The sequence below is a fragment of the Nocardia sp. 852002-20019_SCH5090214 genome, from assembly GCF_001665865.1.
In the GTDB taxonomy this organism is placed as follows: Bacteria; Actinomycetota; Actinomycetes; order Mycobacteriales; family Mycobacteriaceae; genus Nocardia; species Nocardia nova.
This window is the reverse complement of sequence record NZ_LZMK01000299.1, coordinates 1-17,567: the sequence shown is the minus strand read 5'-3', so window position 1 is coordinate 17,567 and position 17,567 is coordinate 1. Positions and strand designations below refer to the sequence as shown.

Sequence of the window (17,567 nt, the reverse complement as noted above, 5' to 3'; positions counted from 1 at the left end):
ATTGGTAGCACGAAAGTCTCAGGTGGGACAATGGGCGAATGCCTCGCTCCTCCGTTCCGCTGACAAGCCTGTTCGGCCGCGCGATCGGAAAGGCTGTCAGCCATGCCCCTGTCGGCCCCGAGGTCGCGCGGGTGTACGAGGCGGCACTGCGGGCACTCGCCGAACGCGGCACTCAGGCGGCGACGATGGACGATGTCGCGGCCCGCTCCGGAATGAGCCGCGCCACCCTGTTCCGGCGATTCGGCGGGCGCGACGCGCTTTTCGAGGAGGCCGTCGCGCACACGCTGCACGGCTTCCTCGCGCAGATCACCTCGACATTCCTCACCGTCACCGATCCCACCGAGCGGATCGCCGAAGCTTTCGTCGCCTGTCTGCGCCTGCGCCGGCAACTTGTCGCGAACGACACCGGCACGCCGCACAGCGCCGAACTGCTCACCATGCTCACCGCCGGCGATCCGTCCCCGATGGAGATCGGGCACCGTTTCATCGTCGCCCGCATCCACGCCGGCCAGGCCGAGGGCACCCTGCCGCCCGGCGATCCCGACCTGCGGGCCGACGCGATCATCCGGCTCACGATGGGGTATCTCCTGCTGCCGCCCGCCGGCCACGACCTCGACGACGATGACGTGGCTCGCGACCTCGCCCGGCGCGTGATCGCCCCCATCGTCACCACCCCGATGCCCTGACCGGGCTCATTCAGCCTTTCCATCGAAAGCCACCACGGCGCGTGCGCCCCGCACGTAACATTCTGGCTCCGCACGTTGCCAGATGCGGCTTCAGCACGTGGACAAGACTTTTCGGAGGATCAGAGGGATGCGGACGCTCGTCAGAGGGTTATGGACAACGGTGGTGGCGCTACTGGCAGCGGCGGCGATGGCACCGAATGCGGGGGCGGAACCCTCCTATCCGGTGCAGTGGGATTTCCGGGCCGCCATCCCGACAATGCTCGATCAGACACTCGACGCACACTGGCATCCGGCAGGTGCCAACGACCCGAACTGCCGACTCACCCCGCAGCACCCGAACCCCGTGGTCCTGCTCAACGCCACCGCCACCACCCAGTGGGCATACAACGCCGGGGCGCCGTATCTCGCCGATAACGGCTACTGCGTCTACACCTTCAATTACGGCAACATCACGCCGCTCCCATCCTCGCCGGTGCAGGGACTGGCCGACATCCGTAGTTCGGCCGAGGAGGTCGCACGCCAGGTCGACCGCATCCTGAACCAGACCGGAGCACACAAGGTCGACCTGGTCGGATGGTCACAGGGCGGCGGACTGCTCCCGCACTACTACATCGACTTCCTCGGCGGAGACACCAAGGTCGACAAGATGATCGGCCTCGCACCCGGCAATCACGGTTCGACCGGCGACATGCTCACCTACGTCCGCTATTTCATCCCGCCGTTCGGCGAGATGGCGTACCAGATCTTCGCCGCCCTCCTGCCCGCCTTCGCACAGCAGACCCAGTATTCGGATCTGGTCCAGCAGGTATACGGCAACGGCGATACCCGGCCGGGCCCGCACTACACGACGATCGTCTCCAAATACGACGAGATCGCCACCCCCTACACCAACGGCTTCCTCGACGGACCGAATGTCACGAATATCCTTCTGCAGGACGGCTGCCCGCAGGATCTGTCCGAGCACCTCGCCATCGCCTACAGCGAACGCGCCTGGCGCTACGTGAAAAACGCCCTCACCCCCGCCGAAGCCGAACCCGTGCCCTGCATGCAGGTCGACCCGTTCTACCCCGGAATGAGCGCGGGTCGCTGAGCATCCACGGGTAGCACCCGAATCGGCGCCGCCTCGTCATCGACCGTCCGGTGCCCGGCATCGTCATGTCAGCCGAGGCGGCGCCACAGCCCGTACATGGATTACCGGGCAGCGCAACGCAACTCGAGGCGAACCGGGTCCACACACCCCCTGATGGCGCGACACGACCGAACCACGCCTCCAGCGGCGATCAACGTGGTCGACGAGTGCCCCGCGCCCGGCGACCGACAGTCGGCAGGCATCTGCCCCGCCGTCGAAGAAGCGAATTGCGGAGGTGGAACGGGCCGATGAGATATTGCGTACTCAGTACGTTCTGGCCGACGACAGGCGTGCGAGCTGATTCCGGAAGCTTTCCCGAAGGGCAGTCTCCGTGAACTCCGAGCGGACTGCGGGATCTCTGGCTACTCGGGTCTCCCAATGGAGACGAGCATCGTTCTTGGAGATCTTCTTCGCTCCATGCCCGGGAAGGGCCCGGTACGCGCCGGGTCGAGGGACGGGGCGGTGCATGAATGCCCAGCCGCCAGTCCAATCGATCCGCAGCTGCAGGCGCGCACTCGGATAGAAGTCGAGCAGCCACCCCCGTCCCGTCAGCAGTGATCGCTCGCGGGACGGGACCTGCCGCGCGCGGCAGGTTGCCGCAATTTCAGGCGCGAGGCGGTCGAGAGCAATGATCACGTCGTGCCATGCCACAGGCACATCGGTCTCCGACGCAGACTTGTTCGATTGCGGCTCTGTTTTCGGTGTCTGCCAGGGAAGCCGCTGTCCGATCCCCACGGATGAAAACGCTCGCACGACTACCGCCATTTCTGCAACCGACGACACCGCGGAAACCAGGGGCGAACCGCTCTGTCCGGTCGATCGCGGTATCGGTGATGTCGCGCGTAGCCACACATACGAGAGCCCAGCCGGGCGTCGGCCGATAGTCCTGCCTGAACCGCCACCGGTGCGTACGTGAGATGTAAACGAGGCCGCGGGGTAGCCGAGCGGCGAGCGGAAGGAGTTCGACGCGAGTACATGGCGATGGCGCAGCAGCTGAGAGACCTTCTCGACGACCCGGGGCGTGGTCGCCATCGACACCACCGGATCACCCTGCGGCGACATCACAACGGTCGCGGTCGTGTGCGTCGGCATGCAGAACGTCGCATCGGTGACGCTCACCTGCACCCTGGTAAGCACATGGCCACGGGAGACGAATCGCTCACGCGGCCGTCACCGACGTGCGCATTTTCGCGGCGCAGGCTCGCCGCGCGAGGTCAGTCGTTGCGGAATTGTTCTGCCCGCTGATGCAGGCGCTCGGCGAAGGTGTCCGTCCACGCCGTGCTCCCGGAATCCTCACCGGAATCCGTGCGGCTGCGCCGCGGCGGCGGACCGGCGGGATCGGGACGCAGATCGCGGCGCGAGCGGGCGTGCAGCGTGACCAGCCGCACCGCCCAATCGAGATAGTCGGGCACGCTCATGCCCGCCTGATCGGCGGCCTCGCACAACGCGTCCCAGTCGGTGTCGTCCAGCGCCACCGATACTGTGATCTCCCTGCTCGCCATACCCGTCCACGGTAGACCTGCCGGGAAGACCCCGACGCGACACGAGCCGCACAGTATTCGCGACAGGTGTTGCGGCTAAGTTGCCGATATGGTTCTCGCGCTCGACCCACCCGTGGTCGCCTCCGCGACCGACACCGGCCTGATCCTCGACATCGTCGGCATCACCATCGCCGACCCCCTCGGCCGCGGCGAGCCCCAACTGCGACTACGCGACGGGACCACGATCATCCTGCCCGTATCACTCCGCGACTGGGCGATGACGATGCTCGTCACCCACCATCACCGCGCCGACGCCGAAGTCCCGGTTTTCCCCTGCCGCATCGAGTTCGGCGTCCGCGATGGCCACATGTATGCTCGCCCACTATCCGTCGACGAACACCACGACGTGCCGTAGTCACCACATGGTCGAAGGTCACTGCCTACGAGCTCGGGTTCGGGCCACGGCCGTTGAGCCATTGCACGTCGGGCCCGCGATGCGTACCTCACACCCCCAGTACGTCGGCCGTGTCGAATGGGCTCACGGTGTCCGCATCTCCAGCATCTTCGCGCGGACCTCGTTTTTGAGGATCTTGCCCACCTTCGAGCGAGGCAGCTCATTCCAGATCTCGATGTCCTTGGGCGCCTTCACACTTCCGATCCGTTGCTTGACGAAGGCGATGATGTCGTCGCCTGCGGTGTCGTGGCCGGCGCGGAGTTCGATTGCGGCGGTGACGCGTTCGCCCCACTTGGCATCGGGGAGACCGACCACCGCCGAATCCTTGACCGCGGGATGTGCCGACAGGGCCTGCTCCACTTCCGCCGAATAGACGTTGAACCCGCCGGTGATGATCATGTCCTTCGCACGGTCGACCACGAACAGGAAGCCGTCGTCGTCCAGATAACCGATATCACCCGTGTGATGCCATCCGAAGGCGCTGACCTCCGCTGTCGCCGTGGGGTTTTCGTGATAGCCGTCCATCACCAGCGGTCCGCGGACGACGATCTCGCCGCGCTCTCCGCGCGGAAGCAGTGTGCCCACCGCGTCCATGATGGCGACGGTGGTCAACGGCGTCGGCCGGCCCGCCGACGTGAGACGCTCGGTCGCCACCGATCCGTCCGGGCGGAAGTGGTCGGCCGGTGCCAGCGTGGAGATCATGTTCGGGGCCTCGGTCTGCCCGAACAGCTGACCGAGAACGGGTCCGATCCGATGCAGGGCCTCTTCGAGCCGGGTCGGCGACATGGGAGCCGCGCCGTACCACAGGCAGCGCAGTGATCCGAGGTCGCGGCTGTCGAGGTCGGGATGGTCGAGGACGCCGTAGACAACGGTCGGCGGGAGGAAGGCGTGGGTAATGCGATGCCGCTCGATCGACGCGAGGAATTCGCCGATGTCGGGCGCCGGCATGATCACGACTTCGCCGCCGAGGCTCAGGATCGGAAAGGTCAGCACGCCGGCGGAATGCGTCAACGGCGCGAGCGCGAGGTAGCGCGGCCGGTCGCCGAACGGGTAGCTCATCAACGTCAGCGCCGTCGAGGTCATCATGTTGTCCTCGGTGAGCCGCACACCCTTCGGCCGCCCCGTGGTGCCACCGGTGCCGGCCAGCATGCACAGGCCGCCCTCCGGCCGGCGCGTCTCGTCGGGTTGCGCGAGATGCTCGGCGAGCCAGTCGTCGTAGCGCATCGCCCACTCGAATTCGCCGTCGAGACAGACGAGCCATTCCAGGCGGGGCAGGTGGCCGCGGATCCGGTCGACGAGCCCGGCGAACTTCTCCTGGAAGAACAGCAGCCGGCATCCGAACAGGTCGAACAGCTGGCGGTTCTCGTCGGCCTCGTTGCGGGGATTGACCGGGCACCACACCGCGCCCGCCCGCGATATGCCGAATACGCAGGTGAGTGCGAGGGGGTCGTTGGCCGACAGCACCGCCACCCGGTCGCCCGCCTCGATCCCGGTGTGCTGCAGCGCACCCGCGATGCGGACGGATCGATCCTGGACCTCGCCGTAGCTGGCGGTCACGCCGCCGGTCGTGAGGCAGGGTTCCCCACGACCGAGCGACGCACCTTTGTCGAGATAATCTGCGAGACGCATCGTGGACCTCAGCGGTGCACGCTGACGATGGGATCGAGCACGAGCCCGAACGCGCGTAGCGTCCCGAGCAGTTCCCGGTGCCCGAAAGCCTGGCAGCTGGAAGCGAATCCGACGCGCCGCGGTGGGCCCTGCAGCAGTTCGGCGGCGGCGTGCGCGTTGAGCAGGGCCGTCTGCTTGTAGTTGCAGTTGCCGTGGATCACGCAGTGTGCGCGCCCGAGCGGACCGGAGGCGTACACCGAGTCCAAAGAGGTGTTGATCCGGGGGTTCTCCCGCGGCGGCATCTCGCTGCGAATCGCTGCCGACTGCTCGTCGATGATCCGGTACTTCTCCTCCTCCGACTTACCTTCCATCTGCTGCAACGCCGCGGCCACCAACACCGGAACACCCTGCATCAGTGGACGATTGAACACCCCACCCAGCGCGCGGGCGTTGGCGACGCGTGGATCGTTCTTGAACCACACCGGGTGTGAGGTGCCGCCCCAGGGCAGCGCCAGGCCGAGTTCGTGCTGTCCCGGCACGCTGACGGTGTAGAGCCCCTCCTCGGGAGGCCATTCGACGTACTCGTTCTGTTCCAGGTAGTACGCCTTGGCGAAGGCCGCGTTGGTGAGGATGGTGTTGGTCGAGGCCACGGTGGGATGGCCCTTCCAGAACACCTGGATGTCGAGGGTGTCGAGGCCGGGATTCTCCAGGCAGATGTTCGCGGCGATCTCACCGATCGAGTACATCTGCGCCAAGCCGGGCGTGAGAAGCAGTCCGCGCGAGGCGAAGTCGGCGCTGTACCGGTCTTGCGCGTCGATCATCCAGTTCTGCTCACCGTTGGTGTCGGTGTAGTGGGCGCCGATCTCCAGGCAGGCTTGCACTGCTTCGTGGCCGTAGCGAGCGAAGGGACCGACGGTGTTGAGCACGACATCCGCGCCTCGGAATGCCTCGGCCAGTGCAGCGGTGGTGTGCTCGACCTCGACGATCTCGTGGTCGACGGTGTCGATGCCCGGCACGGCCTCGACGGCGGCCTTGACGCGACCGTGGTCGCGACCGGCGGCGAGGAACGGAATGTTGTACTCGCGCAAATACTCACAGATAAGACGACCGGTGTAACCGGAGGCACCGTAGACGACGACGCGCTTGTCGGTGGGCATGGCTGAACTCCTCTGAAGGTGGGGGGTGTCGGTGAAAGCTGTTGCGACGGTCGAAGATCCGGGCTACATCCCCATGCCTCCGTCGACGGGGAGGCCCGCTCCGGTGATGAATTTCGCCGCGTCCGAGACGAGGAATACGACGGCGTCGGCCATATCGTCGACCTGGCCGAGGCGGCCGAGCGGCGTCAGCTCGGCGACGGCTTGCGCGGCGGCCTCGGGAGAGCGGAAGAGCCCGAGTTCGGCGCAGTCGACGGCGAGTTTGTTGCCCATGGCGGTCGGGGTCAGCGCCGGGTAGATGCAGTTGACCCGCACCCCGTAGCCGAGTTTGCCGGATTCGGCCGCGGCGACCCTGGTGAGGCGGTCGATGCCGGATTTTGTCGCCGAGTACATGCTGATGCCCGGGAACGCGATCGTCGCCGCCACCGACGCGATGTTGACCACCGCTCCCCCGTTGCCCGCCACACCGCCGGGGCGCATGGCGCGAAAGGCGTGCTTGATACCGAGGGCGGTGCCCAGCAGGTTGATCTCCATCATCTTCGATGTCGCTACGGGGTCGAGATCGACCAGCAGGTTCGTGACCTCGACGCCCGCGTTGTTCACGACGATGTCCAGTCCGCCCAGCGCCTGCACCGTGGTGGTGGTCGCGGCCTCCCACGCGGCGTCGTCGGTGACGTCGAACGCGATGAATTCGGCTTTCGCCCCTGCCTTCCGCAGCGCCTCGACGGCTTGCCGGCCGCCCTCGACGTCGATGTCGCCGATCGCCACCGAGGCGCCCGCCGCCGCGAGCGCTCGAGCCATGCCGGCCCCCAGGCCCTGTGCCCCGCCGGTCACCAGTGCGGTGCGTCCGGCCAGGTTGTAGCTCGTCATATCGATACCTCTTCGTCGAGATCCGCAAGCGTCGCGAACTTGCGAGCGTGATGTGGGAGACAGTCATCAGTCGATGTGTCGCAGGCCACAGTAAACAGAAATCTTGACACTCGTCAAGACTTTTCTTGACAGACGTCAAGACTTCCTTGGACACTCGTCAAAAGGACGCCGCACGGGCACCGCTACACTCACAGGACAGATATGACGTGACCCGGACAGGACTCAACGTGACGCAGGTCGCCGACCCCAAAGCCCGCGTGGAAGAACGCGCCCGCGACAAGTTCCAGGCGCGGCGCAACGAGCTGGCCAGGGCCACTCTGCACACGCTGGCCGAACTCGGTTACGCGCGCACGAGCCTGCGCGAGATTGCACAGAACTCCGAGTACTCGCACGGCGTACTCCACTACTACTTCACCGACAAACTCGACCTGATCGCCCACGCCGTACGCCAATACGAGGCCGTCTGCGTCACCCGCTACGACGAGGTCTGCGCGGCGGCCGAGAGTGCCGAGCAGCTGCGTACCGAGTTCGCCGCGACCTTCTTCGGGACCCTCCAGGCCGACGCGGCGATACACCGGCTCTGGTACGACCTGCGCAACCAGAGCCTGTTCGACGACTCGTTCCGCGCCGACGTCCTCGACATCGAGGCCCGCCGGGAGGAGATGATCTGGCGGGTCGTCTCACGCTACTGCGAACTTTCCGGCACGGAACCGGCGCTGACGCCCGCCACCGTCTACGTCACCATCGACGGGATCTTTCAGCGCACACTGCTGCACCACATCGCCGGCCGCGCAGCCGAAATCGACCGAGCCCGCGACCAGCTCGACGCGGTGTTCGCCCTACTGAGCGCACCGACCGGCCGAAACCGGAACGACGCGCCCTCACCACCGAAGTGAGACGGAACCGGCAATCCCACACTCCCCCGATCTCCGAATGAAGTAGCGCTCTGCGAGCCGAAAGGTTCTCGGTCCGTTGCGCTTTCGAGGGCGTGGGGGCCGGTTGTCATGGTTGGGCGAAGAACTCGCGGAGAGAGGGGGCGACGGCGGTGGGGTTGCCGCCGCCGTTGGTCTGGCTGGGGTCGGCGGGTGAGCCGTGGTCCAGGCCGGGCAGCGTCACGCGCCGGTTGTGCGGGAGGGTGGCGGCGAGGTCGTCGAGGGCGGGCATGAGGAAGCGCGGGCCCTTCTTCGTACCGGACATCAACAGCACGTCCTGGTCGATGTTCGCGAAAGTGGTTAGGCTGCCTGCCATTTGGCCCAGAATGACGCAATCCCAGCGCAGAGTGGGGGCGAGCGCGCGCATGGTCACGTCGCCGGGGCCGGATTTCTTGTCCTCGGCGGACATGGCCTTGTCGGTGAGGGCGGCGAGCAGGCCGCGGGGCATGACACGCATCGCCGCGGGGGCCAGATCGAAGCCGTACATGCAGGTGATCAGGGCCGCGCCGACCTTACCGGCGGCCATTTCCCGGTCGAAGCGGGGCAGCCAGTCGGTGTAGCGGGTCTCGTCGGCGCGTAGCAGGGCGGGCTCATAGAGGGCGATCTTGCGGATCTGCGGCAGAGTGCGGGCCGCCTCCAGGACGATCAGGCCACTGGAGCTGATGCCGAAGACCATGTCGGCGCCGGATTCCTGCACGACGGCGGCGAGATCGGCGACCTCCGTGCGGATTCCGTGGTCGGGCCGATGTGGCCCCGAGGCGCCGCGGCCACGACGGTCGGGCAGGTAGACGGTGAATTCGTCGGCCAGGGCCAGGGCGAGGCCGGTCAGGCTGCGCCCGGACTGGTTGCTGCCGTGCAGCAGGACCAGCGCCGGTCCGCGTCCGACGCGCAGATAGCCGATACGGGTGCCGTCCTCGGAGCGGACGGCACCGGGGGTCAATTCGGTGGCGAGCGAAGCGTTCATATCTCGAATAGTGTCACAGAGACTAGTGTCTTTGCAACTAGTTTTACTAGTTTCTTCGAAACTAGTTTCCTGGGCGCTTTCCATGTCGTGGATTCAGCAGACGTACCAGGAAAAACCCGGCGCCGACACGAGCCGCACACCGTGATCGCGGACGGGTGTCGCGACTAAGTTGCCGATATGGCTCTCGCGCTCGACCCACCCGTGGTCGCCTCCGCGACCGACACCGGCCTGATCCTCGACATCGTCAGCATCACCATCGCCGACCCCCTCGGCCGCGGCGAACCCCACCTGCGACTACGCGACGGCACCACGATCGCACTGCCTGTACCGCTGCGCGACTGGGCGATGACGATGCTCGTCACCCACCACCACCGCGCCGGCGACGAAGTCCCGATCTTCCCTTGCCGCATCGAGTTCGGCGTCCGCGACGGCCACATGTACGCCCGACCCCTATCCCCCGCCGAGAACCACGACGCGCAGTAGCGGGATCGACGCCACCCACGGTCCGCTCGCCGCCACGGCGGCAGCGTTGCGCGGCGGCTCGTCGCTGACCAGGGCCCGTTCAGCCGTGGATTCGCGATGCGCCGATACGGTCGATACGAGCACGCCCCCACGCTCCGAGCGGTTCCAGGGCGGCGTTCAGCGCCGAACCCAGTTCGGTGAGTTCGCATTCCACGCGCGGCGGAACCTCCGGGAAGACGTTGCGGGCGATGATGTCGTCTTCCTCGAGTTCGCGCAGATGCTGGATGAGCATCTTCTCCGAGACACCGGGCAGCCCCCGGCGGAGTTCCCCGAAGCGGCGGACGCCGTGTGCTTCCAGCTCCCAGAGGATGAGCGGTTTCCACTTGCCGCCGAGCACGTCCATGGCGGCGTCGATGCCGCAGAAGTATGGTCCGGATCTCTTCGCGCCCATCGGCACCCTCGCTACCTGGTCACACACCTGCTGGTAAGTATCCGACCGAATAGTAGGTACTTGTCGAATGAACGGCCTTGCCGCAGGGTTGATTCCAGCGCGCTGACCACAACGTTTCCCAGTTTCCAAGGAGTTGATCCGCAATGGCGGAACAGACGACAGTGACGGTTCTCGGGCTCGGCGCGATGGGCCGCGCACTGGCCGCGGCGTTCGTGCGAGGCGGCCACCCGACAACGGTGTGGAACCGGACCGCGGGCAAGGATGCCGACCTGATCGCCTCGGGCGCCACCCGCGCATCCTCGATCATCGACGCGGTGCGGGCGAGCGATGTCATCGTGACCGTGCTGCTCGACCATGCCTCGGTCCATGCCACGCTGGACCCGGTTGCCGGACAGCTACGGGGGCGGCAGCTGATCAATCTCACCAGTACCGCACCCGAAGAGGCCCGGGAGCTGGGCCGCTGGGCCGCCGCTCACGGCATCGACCATCTCGACGGCGGCATCATGGCGGTCCCGCAGATGATCGGCGGGCCGGGCTCGTCGGTTCTCTACAGCGGATCCCGCGCGGTATTCGACGCGCATCGCGTAGCTCTCGAATTGCTCGGCACCGCGGAGTATTTCGGCGCGGACGCCGGTCTCGCCTCGCTGTACGACTTCGCCCTGCTGGCCGGGATGTACACGATGTTCACCGGATTCCTGCATGGTGCGGCCATGGTCGCCTCGGCCGGGCAGTCGGTCGCGGCGTTCTCCGATCGCGCCGCCGCATGGGCCAGTGCCATGTCGCAATCGCTGCCCGAGTACGGACGGATCATCGAATCCGGGGATTACACCACCGATCGGCAACATCTGGCCTTCCAGAAGGCGGCGCTGGACGCGATCGTGCGCGCCAGCCGCGATGCCGGCGTCGCCCTCGATATGGTCGCGCCGGTCAAGAATCTGATCGACCGCCAGGTCGCCGATGGGCACGGGGCACTGGCGTTCGCGCGAACCTTCGAAGAACTGCGATGAAATGGCTCGCCGGCGAGCTACTCACTGCGTTCGCGCCGGCGACAGGCGCGCGATCTGGTTCCGGAAGCTTTCCCGAAGAGCGGCTTCTGTGAAATCCGAACGGGCGGCGGGATCTCTGGCGACTCTGCTCTCCCAATGGAGACGAGCATCGTTCTTGGAGATCCTCTTCGCTCCATGCCCGGGAAGGGCCCGGTACGCGCCGGGTTGAGGGACGGGGCGGTGCATGAATGCCCAGCCGCCGGTCCAATCGATCCGCAACTGCAGGCGCGCACCGGGATAGAAGTCGAGGAGCCACCCTCGTCCGGTCAGCAGTGATCGCTCGAGGGACGGGACCTGCCGCGCGCGGCAGGTCGCCGCGATTTCAGGCGCGAGGCGGTCCAGGGCGACGATCACGTCCTGCCATGTCACAGGCGCGTCCGTCTCCGGCGCAGACTTGTTCGATTCCGGCTCTGCTTCCGGTGTCTGCCAGCGAATCCGCTGTCCGATCCCCACGGATGAACAGGTTCGCACGACTACCACCTTCCTGCAAGCGAGCAGGTTCGAAGTGGGGGCCATGGAATAGGCCGGAGGCAAATCGCCTGTTGATGGTCACGCGGAACGGCACAGCCCGAGGCGTGTCGCGTAGACGGCCGCGGCGGTCCGGTTGGACGATCCCGTGCGGCGCAGGATCGCCTCCACGTGGGTGGCGACCGTCGATGCGCCGATCCGCAGGGTGCGGGCGATCTCGGTGTTGGCCGCACCGTGCGAAAGCAGTTCCAGCACTTCGAGTTCCCGCAGCGTCAGTCCCGCCGGCGGCGGCACGGGGCGGTGCCGGACGAGGGTGCCACCGCGGACCGCGTCCAGGCGGACCTCGTGCACTTGCGCGCCGTGGATCACCGTCACCGCCGCAGGCCGGTCACGACCGATCAGGGCGGCGGCCAGGTCCGTGCGGGCGCCCGCGGTCAACGGGCGTGGGGTGCCGTCGCGATCGATGAGCAGGGCCTCCTCGCCCGCGCCGATCGCGATGGCGCCGCCGTTCGTCGGGCGCAGCGGATCGACCGCGGCGGCGAGCGCATCGGAGACCAGGGTGGTCAGCGGCAGGGTGTGCTCGTCGAGCGGGGTGTAGGTACTCAGGTTCAGCAAGCCGAGGTAGCGGCCGTGCGGGGAGTACAGGCAGTGGCTGAGCCCGTCGCGAAAGCCGTTGCGCCGGATGACGTCGAAGACGACGCCGCGCCGTCGCCGCCCGTCCACGTCGTGCAGCAGTACCGGGAGTCTGGTCTCGCGCAGTTCGTCGTACAGCTCCATGGCCGGCATGGCGTCGTTGATCAGGTCCAACGTCGGGGTGCTGTAGCCGAAATTGGTGTAGGTGGTGTGCTCGCCGGTCACCGGGTCCGGGATCGACAGCGCGGCATGGTCGTAGGGCACCACGCGGCGCAGCGCGAACAGCAGACGGCCGGCCTGCTGTTTGAGGGGTTCGCCCCCGGGTGATCCGGCCGCCGCGTCCCGGAGTTCGAGCGCGGCGGCGAGACGCGCACGCACCGCCGACTCGCTCATGCGGTCATGGTAGGTGCGCGGCTAGCGACTTGTCCGCGATTGCGCCTCCGCAATTCTGCCGATACGCGCCGTGATGTTCGCTCCTACCCTTCGCCCATCCTGCCCGCGAAGCACGAGGAGAAAATCGCATGGATGTCGCCGAATACGCCGCACACGACGCCACCGGCCTGGCGGAGCTGATCCGCGACGGTCAGGTCAGCGCGGCCGAGGTCTGGACGGCCGCCGCGACCGCCCTGGACGCGGTCGAGCCCGAACTGGCCGCCGTGGCGGGCGAGCGCTTCGACAAACCGCTCGACTACGACGAGTCCGGTCCGTTCGCCGGTGTGCCGTTCGCGCTCAAGGACCTCATCGCACACGCGGGCGGGGTGCCGAGCCGCAGCGGCAGCAGACTGTTCGGTGCGGGTGTCGCCCACCCGGAGGACACCCATCTGGTGGCGCGGTTCCGCCGCGCGGGCTTGGCGATCGGCGCGATCACCCGCAGCCCGGAGTTCGGGTTCAATGCCACCACCGAAGCCCTCGCCTACGGCGGACCGAGCCGCAACCCCTGGGCCACCGACCGCAGCCCCGGCGGTTCCAGCGGCGCCTCGGCGGCGCTGGTCGCCGGCGGCGCGCTGCCGATGGCGCACGCCAACGACGGCGGCGGTTCGATCCGCATCCCCGCCGCCGCGTGCGGTGTGGTCGGCCTCAAGCCGAGCCGAGGGCGGACCACACCCGGCCCGGACTTCGCCGACCCGCTGCTGGGGCTCGGCATCGAATTCGCCGTCACCCGCACCGTGCGCGACAGCGCGCGGCTGCTCGACGCGGTGCACGGCGCCGAGCCCGGCGATCGCTATCTGCTGCCCGGCCCGGTGCGCAGCTACGCCGAGCACGCCGCCGCCGGTTCGCGCCCACTGCGAATCGCCGTCACCGCGACCCCGATGGACGGTGGTCGCGCCGTCGACCCGGAATGCGTGGCCGCGGTAAAGCACGTAGCCGAGCGATTGGCCGAGATGGGGCACATCGTCGAGGAGGCCGCGCCGGAACTCGATGTGGCGGCCTTCGACAAGGCCAACCTCGACGCGTGGTGCAGTTTCCTCGCCGACGCCGTCCTGGGTGCCTCGGCGCAGCTGGGCGTGCAGGCGAGCCGGGAGCACCTGGAGGCGACCACGCTGGCGTGCGTCGAATACGGAAAGACGCTGTCCGCCTTCGACATCTACGCCGCCGACCGGGTGTTCAACCAGACCACCCGCGCGGTCGCGGGCTTCCTCACCCGCTACGACGTGCTGCTGACGCCCACGACCAGCGCGCCACCGATCCCGCTGGGTCACCTCGACGCCGACGACGCCTCGCTGAGCGCCCGCGAGTGGTACGACCGCATCTTCGACTACGGCAGCTTCACCGCGCTGTTCAACGTCACCGGTATGCCCGCCATCTCGCTGCCGCTGGCCGAATCCGCGGCGGGGTTGCCGATCGGCATCCAGTTCGCCGGCCGCCACGGCGACGAGGCCACGCTGCTGGCGCTGGCCGGGGATCTCGAGCGCGCCATGCCGTGGGCGGACCGCCGTCCGGCCGTGCACGCGGGGCGGTAGCAATCACGGCAGCTGACCAATTTCAGTGGACAGTCATACACTGAATGGGTGAGCGATCGGCAGGAGGAGATCGAGGCGCTCGCCCGATTGGCCGGCGATGAACTAGGCGGTGCCGTCGATGGGATCGCCGCGGTACATCGCGCCGTCTCCGATCACGTTTTCGCTGCCGTGCGGCTGGGGGTCGGCCCGGCCGCACGTCCGGCGCAGGTGGTACACGACACCATCGCCGACAACGTGTACCGGATCGTCAGCGGTTCCGCGGTGGCGGCGGGCACGCTCGCCGGACATGCCGCGACGTTCTCCGAGGTGCCCACCCCGTCGCGCACGGTTTTCGGCTCCGGCTTGCTCGCGGCCCTGCAGGGGTTGATCGGCGACACTCTCGCCCAGCAGCGGCCGATTCTGGCCGCGCCCATGGCATTTCGGTCCGACGGCGACCCGGTGGAGCCGGAACGGCTCGTGGAGCACATCACGAACCCGAGCAGTCGAGTCGTGATCTTCCTGCACGGTCTCGCGGAAACCGAACACGCGTGGCGTCTCGGCGGCAGACCGACCTACGCCGAACGACTCGAGGCCGATCTCGGCTGCACATCCCTTCAGGTGCGATACAACAGCGGTCTGCACATTTCCGAGAACGCCCAGCAACTGAACGACCTGTTACAGCGCCTCGCCGAGCACTGGCCGGTCGAGATCGAACAGTTGTCGCTGGTCGGCCATTCGATGGGCGGGCTCATCGCCCGCAGCGCGTGTTTCGACGCCGCCGAGCAGCGACGTTCCTGGGTACGGCACGTGCGCCAGCTGGTCTGCCTCGGGTCACCTCATCTGGGAGCACCGCTCGAGCAAATCGTCCATTACCTCTCCGCAGCACTGGTCCGCGTCCCGGAGACCCGCCCCTTCGGACGGCTCCTACGCCGCCGCAGTGCGGGCATCCGCGATCTGCGCGATGGTTCACTCGTCGATCAAGACTGGGACGGTGTGGACGCGGATGCGTTGCGCCGCAAAGCGATCCGCGAGATCCCACTCCTCGAGGGCGCCGATCACTACTTCGTCACCGCGACCATAACTCGCAGCCCGCGAAATCCCCTGGGCCACTTGATCGGGGACGGTCTGGTGCTGACCACGAGCGGTTCGGGCCGGAATCGCGCCCGCCGGATAGGTTTCGACGACGACAACGGTCTGCACCTACCCGGCGCGAATCATTTCACGCTACTCAATCACGAGGCAGTCTATGAGGCATTGACCCACTGGCTGCGCGGCGAGCGCGAACAGAAGTCGCTTCGTCCAGGCTGACTTCGCCCGTTCGACCGATCACGCGTCATGTCCCACATCGGGATTCGGCTCCCGTTGTTCGGACACGATCCAGCGACCGGTTGCCGGAACCGCGCACAGGATGAGGATCAGCAGGCTCACCGCGATCGGCATGTACAAGAAGGCGAAGCCTCTGTTGACAAGTTGCACCACGCTCCCGACCAGCGCCGCCCCCGACGCGAGGATCAACAGGACTCGGCCCGTCCTCATGTACATCAGCAGCAGGAATCCTCCGACAATCCAGGCCAGTCCGATGACAGCGGCGACGATGCCCATGGCGAGCAGGTCCGAGGATGGGCTGATCTCGGTCGGCGCTTCGCGGGCCTGGTCCTCGATTCCGGCGATCGTGTAGAGAACCCACAGGATTCCGGCGATGCCGGCGAGCAGGCCTACTATCAGCGCTGTGATGGCTGCCGCGATGGCCGTCGCACCATGCGGCGCAAACGACTCCGGGTTTGCCTGCGGATCTCTCACACCACCGCCCCCTCATCGTTTCGGGTGAGACTACCTCGCGGTGCCGAGAGCCACGTGCCGTCGTGCACCTCGATGTCGCCGCGCCAGGATTTCGGCTCGACCGCCGTGACCGCACGTCAGTGCGAGTTCACCGAGCGTTTGCCCGCCGCTGAGCCGGTGTGCATCCGGCTGCCCTAGTTTCTGGCAAGGGTGGCCCGGCTGCCGCCCGGCGTGCACGTTCCGCAGGAACGGCAGAGATATGCCGCACCGGGGACAACCGGTTGCGGCCGAGCAGGTCCGGAGGATCAGTGAACGTGAAGAAGAGCAGCGCGCTCCTCGGCGTCGTCGCCGCGGCGGGCGTCCTCGCGCTGAGCGCGTGCGGCAGCGACGACAATTCCGCGGCGCCCGGCGGCGCGGCGATCAGCAAGGTCAGCGTCGATTGCGGCGGCAAGAAGGCGCTGAAGGCCAGCGGCTCGTCTGCCCAGAAGAACGCGATGGACCGTTTCGTCACAGCCTATCAGACGAACTGCCCGGACCACAACCTCGACTACACCTCCAGTGGATCCGGTGCCGGTCTCAACGACTTCTTCGGCGGCCAGACCGATTTCGCCGGCTCGGACTCCCCGCTCGACGCGGCCAAGGGCGAGTACGACAAGGCGCAGGCCCGGTGTGGTTCGCCCGCGTGGAACCTGCCGACCGTGTACGGCCCCATCGCGATCACCTTCAACGTGCCCGGCGTCGACCACCTCGCCCTCGACGGGCCGACGGCGGCCAAGATCTTCAACGGCCAGATCACCAAGTGGAACGACCCGGCGATCGCGGCGCTCAACACCGCGAGCACACTCCCGGATCTGCCCGTTCACGTCGTATTCCGCAGCGACGAGTCGGGCACCAGCGACAACTTCCAGCACTACCTCGACGCGGCGTCGAAGGGCGCTTGGGGCAAGGGCGCGGGTAAGAGCTTCGCCGGTGGTGTCGGCGAGGGCGCCAAGGGCAACGAGGGCACGTCGGCGGCGATCGGTCGTACTCCCGGCTCGATCACCTACAACGAGTGGTCGTTCGCCAAGGCGCAGAACCTGCACATGGCGAGCATCGTCACCGACGCCGCGGGCGGCAAGCCGGTCGATCTGAGCGTCGACTCGGCACAGAAGGCGGTCGCCGGCGTCAAGGTCAAGGGTCAGGGCAACGATCTGGTGCTCGACACCAGCTCCTTCTACAACCCGACCGACCCGGGCGCCTACCCGATCATGCTGGCCACCTACGAGGTGGTGTGCTCGAAGTACTCCGACGCGAGCACCGCCACCGCGGTCAAGGCCTTCCTCACCTCGGCCACCGACAACGGCCAGACCGGTTTGGACACAAGCGGTTACATTCCGATCCCGGATTCGTTCAAGACCAAACTCGGCACGGCGATCAACGCCATCTCCTGACCGTCTTCCGCAAGACGAGTGTGCCCGTGGTCCCGGCCGGGACCACGGGCACACTCGTCTTGCGGTGGGGCGCGAAGCCT

The 17,567-nt window shown here is 67.2% G+C and carries 19 protein-coding genes; 9 read left to right on the top strand and 10 right to left on the bottom strand.

All coding sequences use genetic code 11. The features are described 5' to 3' along the window. Positions 1-38 precede the first annotated feature (38 nt). Together A5780_RS23580 and A5780_RS23575 are read left to right on the top strand one after the other, a co-directional pair. Positions 39-686 carry a TetR/AcrR family transcriptional regulator gene (locus A5780_RS23580; protein ID WP_064902862.1) on the top strand — a complete coding sequence of 216 codons (648 nt, stop codon included), beginning with the start codon at positions 39-41 and terminating at the stop codon, positions 684-686. A 163-nt stretch (positions 687-849) separates the two neighbouring features. Beyond that, entirely contained in the window at positions 850-1,776 is a 927-nt protein-coding gene (locus A5780_RS23575) for a triacylglycerol lipase (protein ID WP_231983065.1), read from the top strand. 303 nt (positions 1,777-2,079) lie between these two features. On the opposite strand, the gene A5780_RS40190 is transcribed toward A5780_RS23575, so the two are convergent. After that, positions 2,080-2,934, bottom strand: a complete 855-nt coding sequence (locus A5780_RS40190) for a hypothetical protein (RefSeq protein WP_156769623.1) — start codon at positions 2,932-2,934, stop codon at positions 2,080-2,082. Positions 2,935-3,029: 95 nt separating this feature from the next. Further along, positions 3,030-3,317, bottom strand: coding sequence for a hypothetical protein (locus A5780_RS23565; RefSeq protein WP_064902864.1), 288 nt, complete (start codon positions 3,315-3,317; stop codon positions 3,030-3,032). An 88-nt stretch (positions 3,318-3,405) separates the two neighbouring features. On the opposite strand from A5780_RS23565, the gene A5780_RS23560 reads away from it, so the two are divergent. Beyond that, entirely contained in the window at positions 3,406-3,711 is a 306-nt protein-coding gene (locus A5780_RS23560) for a hypothetical protein (RefSeq protein WP_064909619.1), read from the top strand. Positions 3,712-3,834: 123 nt separating this feature from the next. Here A5780_RS23560 and A5780_RS23555 read toward each other — a convergent pair whose 3' ends face one another. The 3 genes from A5780_RS23555 to A5780_RS23545 form a co-directional block, all read right to left on the bottom strand. Continuing rightward, positions 3,835-5,379 (bottom strand): AMP-binding protein, encoded by a 1,545-nt coding sequence (locus tag A5780_RS23555; RefSeq protein WP_064909618.1) that lies wholly within the window; start codon positions 5,377-5,379, stop codon positions 3,835-3,837. Positions 5,380-5,387: 8 nt separating this feature from the next. Then, positions 5,388-6,515, bottom strand: coding sequence for a DUF5938 domain-containing protein (locus tag A5780_RS23550; protein ID WP_063013452.1), 1,128 nt, complete (start codon positions 6,513-6,515; stop codon positions 5,388-5,390). A gap of 63 nt (positions 6,516-6,578) precedes the next feature. Then, a complete protein-coding gene (locus A5780_RS23545; RefSeq protein ID WP_064909617.1) occupies positions 6,579-7,382 on the bottom strand; it encodes an SDR family NAD(P)-dependent oxidoreductase in 804 nt (267 codons plus the stop codon). A gap of 227 nt (positions 7,383-7,609) precedes the next feature. Here A5780_RS23545 and A5780_RS23540 point away from each other — a divergent pair, with 227 nt between their 5' ends. Beyond that, a complete protein-coding gene (locus A5780_RS23540; RefSeq protein ID WP_063013575.1) occupies positions 7,610-8,278 on the top strand; it encodes a TetR/AcrR family transcriptional regulator in 669 nt (222 codons plus the stop codon). 106 nt (positions 8,279-8,384) lie between these two features. Here A5780_RS23540 and A5780_RS23535 read toward each other — a convergent pair whose 3' ends face one another. Then, entirely contained in the window at positions 8,385-9,278 is an 894-nt protein-coding gene (locus tag A5780_RS23535; protein WP_064909616.1) for an alpha/beta fold hydrolase, read from the bottom strand. Between the two features lie 177 nt (positions 9,279-9,455). Here A5780_RS23535 and A5780_RS23530 point away from each other — a divergent pair, with 177 nt between their 5' ends. After that, complete coding sequence (locus A5780_RS23530; protein WP_063013448.1) at positions 9,456-9,761, top strand: hypothetical protein; 306 nt, start codon at positions 9,456-9,458, stop codon at positions 9,759-9,761. Between the two features lie 79 nt (positions 9,762-9,840). On the opposite strand, the gene A5780_RS23525 is transcribed toward A5780_RS23530, so the two are convergent. After that, the gene (locus A5780_RS23525) at positions 9,841-10,191 is read right to left on the bottom strand and encodes a helix-turn-helix domain-containing protein (RefSeq protein ID WP_064909672.1); all 351 of its coding nucleotides are present in this window, start codon (positions 10,189-10,191) and stop codon (positions 9,841-9,843) included. Between the two features lie 143 nt (positions 10,192-10,334). Between A5780_RS23525 and A5780_RS23520 the strand changes: the two genes are divergently transcribed. Next, a complete protein-coding gene (locus tag A5780_RS23520) occupies positions 10,335-11,198 on the top strand; it encodes an NAD(P)-dependent oxidoreductase (protein ID WP_064902870.1) in 864 nt (287 codons plus the stop codon). 21 nt (positions 11,199-11,219) lie between these two features. Here the strand turns inward: A5780_RS23520 and A5780_RS23515 are convergent, their stop codons facing one another. Further along, complete coding sequence (locus A5780_RS23515; protein WP_146102285.1) at positions 11,220-11,690, bottom strand: hypothetical protein; 471 nt, start codon at positions 11,688-11,690, stop codon at positions 11,220-11,222. 96 nt (positions 11,691-11,786) lie between these two features. Further along, positions 11,787-12,731, bottom strand: coding sequence for a LuxR C-terminal-related transcriptional regulator (locus tag A5780_RS23510; protein WP_064909615.1), 945 nt, complete (start codon positions 12,729-12,731; stop codon positions 11,787-11,789). A 128-nt stretch (positions 12,732-12,859) separates the two neighbouring features. Here A5780_RS23510 and A5780_RS23505 point away from each other — a divergent pair, with 128 nt between their 5' ends. Together A5780_RS23505 and A5780_RS23500 are read left to right on the top strand one after the other, a co-directional pair. Then, positions 12,860-14,299, top strand: coding sequence for an amidase (locus A5780_RS23505; RefSeq protein ID WP_064909614.1), 1,440 nt, complete (start codon positions 12,860-12,862; stop codon positions 14,297-14,299). Positions 14,300-14,347: 48 nt separating this feature from the next. Then, positions 14,348-15,586: a triacylglycerol lipase gene (locus tag A5780_RS23500; RefSeq protein ID WP_064909613.1), complete on the top strand. Its 1,239-nt coding sequence runs from the start codon at positions 14,348-14,350 to the stop codon at positions 15,584-15,586. An 18-nt stretch (positions 15,587-15,604) separates the two neighbouring features. Here the strand turns inward: A5780_RS23500 and A5780_RS23495 are convergent, their stop codons facing one another. Further along, positions 15,605-16,078 carry a hypothetical protein gene (locus A5780_RS23495; RefSeq protein ID WP_064902875.1) on the bottom strand — a complete coding sequence of 158 codons (474 nt, stop codon included), beginning with the start codon at positions 16,076-16,078 and terminating at the stop codon, positions 15,605-15,607. Between the two features lie 287 nt (positions 16,079-16,365). On the opposite strand from A5780_RS23495, the gene pstS reads away from it, so the two are divergent. After that, positions 16,366-17,487, top strand: coding sequence for a phosphate ABC transporter substrate-binding protein PstS (gene pstS / locus A5780_RS23490; protein ID WP_030518087.1), 1,122 nt, complete (start codon positions 16,366-16,368; stop codon positions 17,485-17,487). The last annotated feature ends 80 nt before the right edge of the window (positions 17,488-17,567 follow it).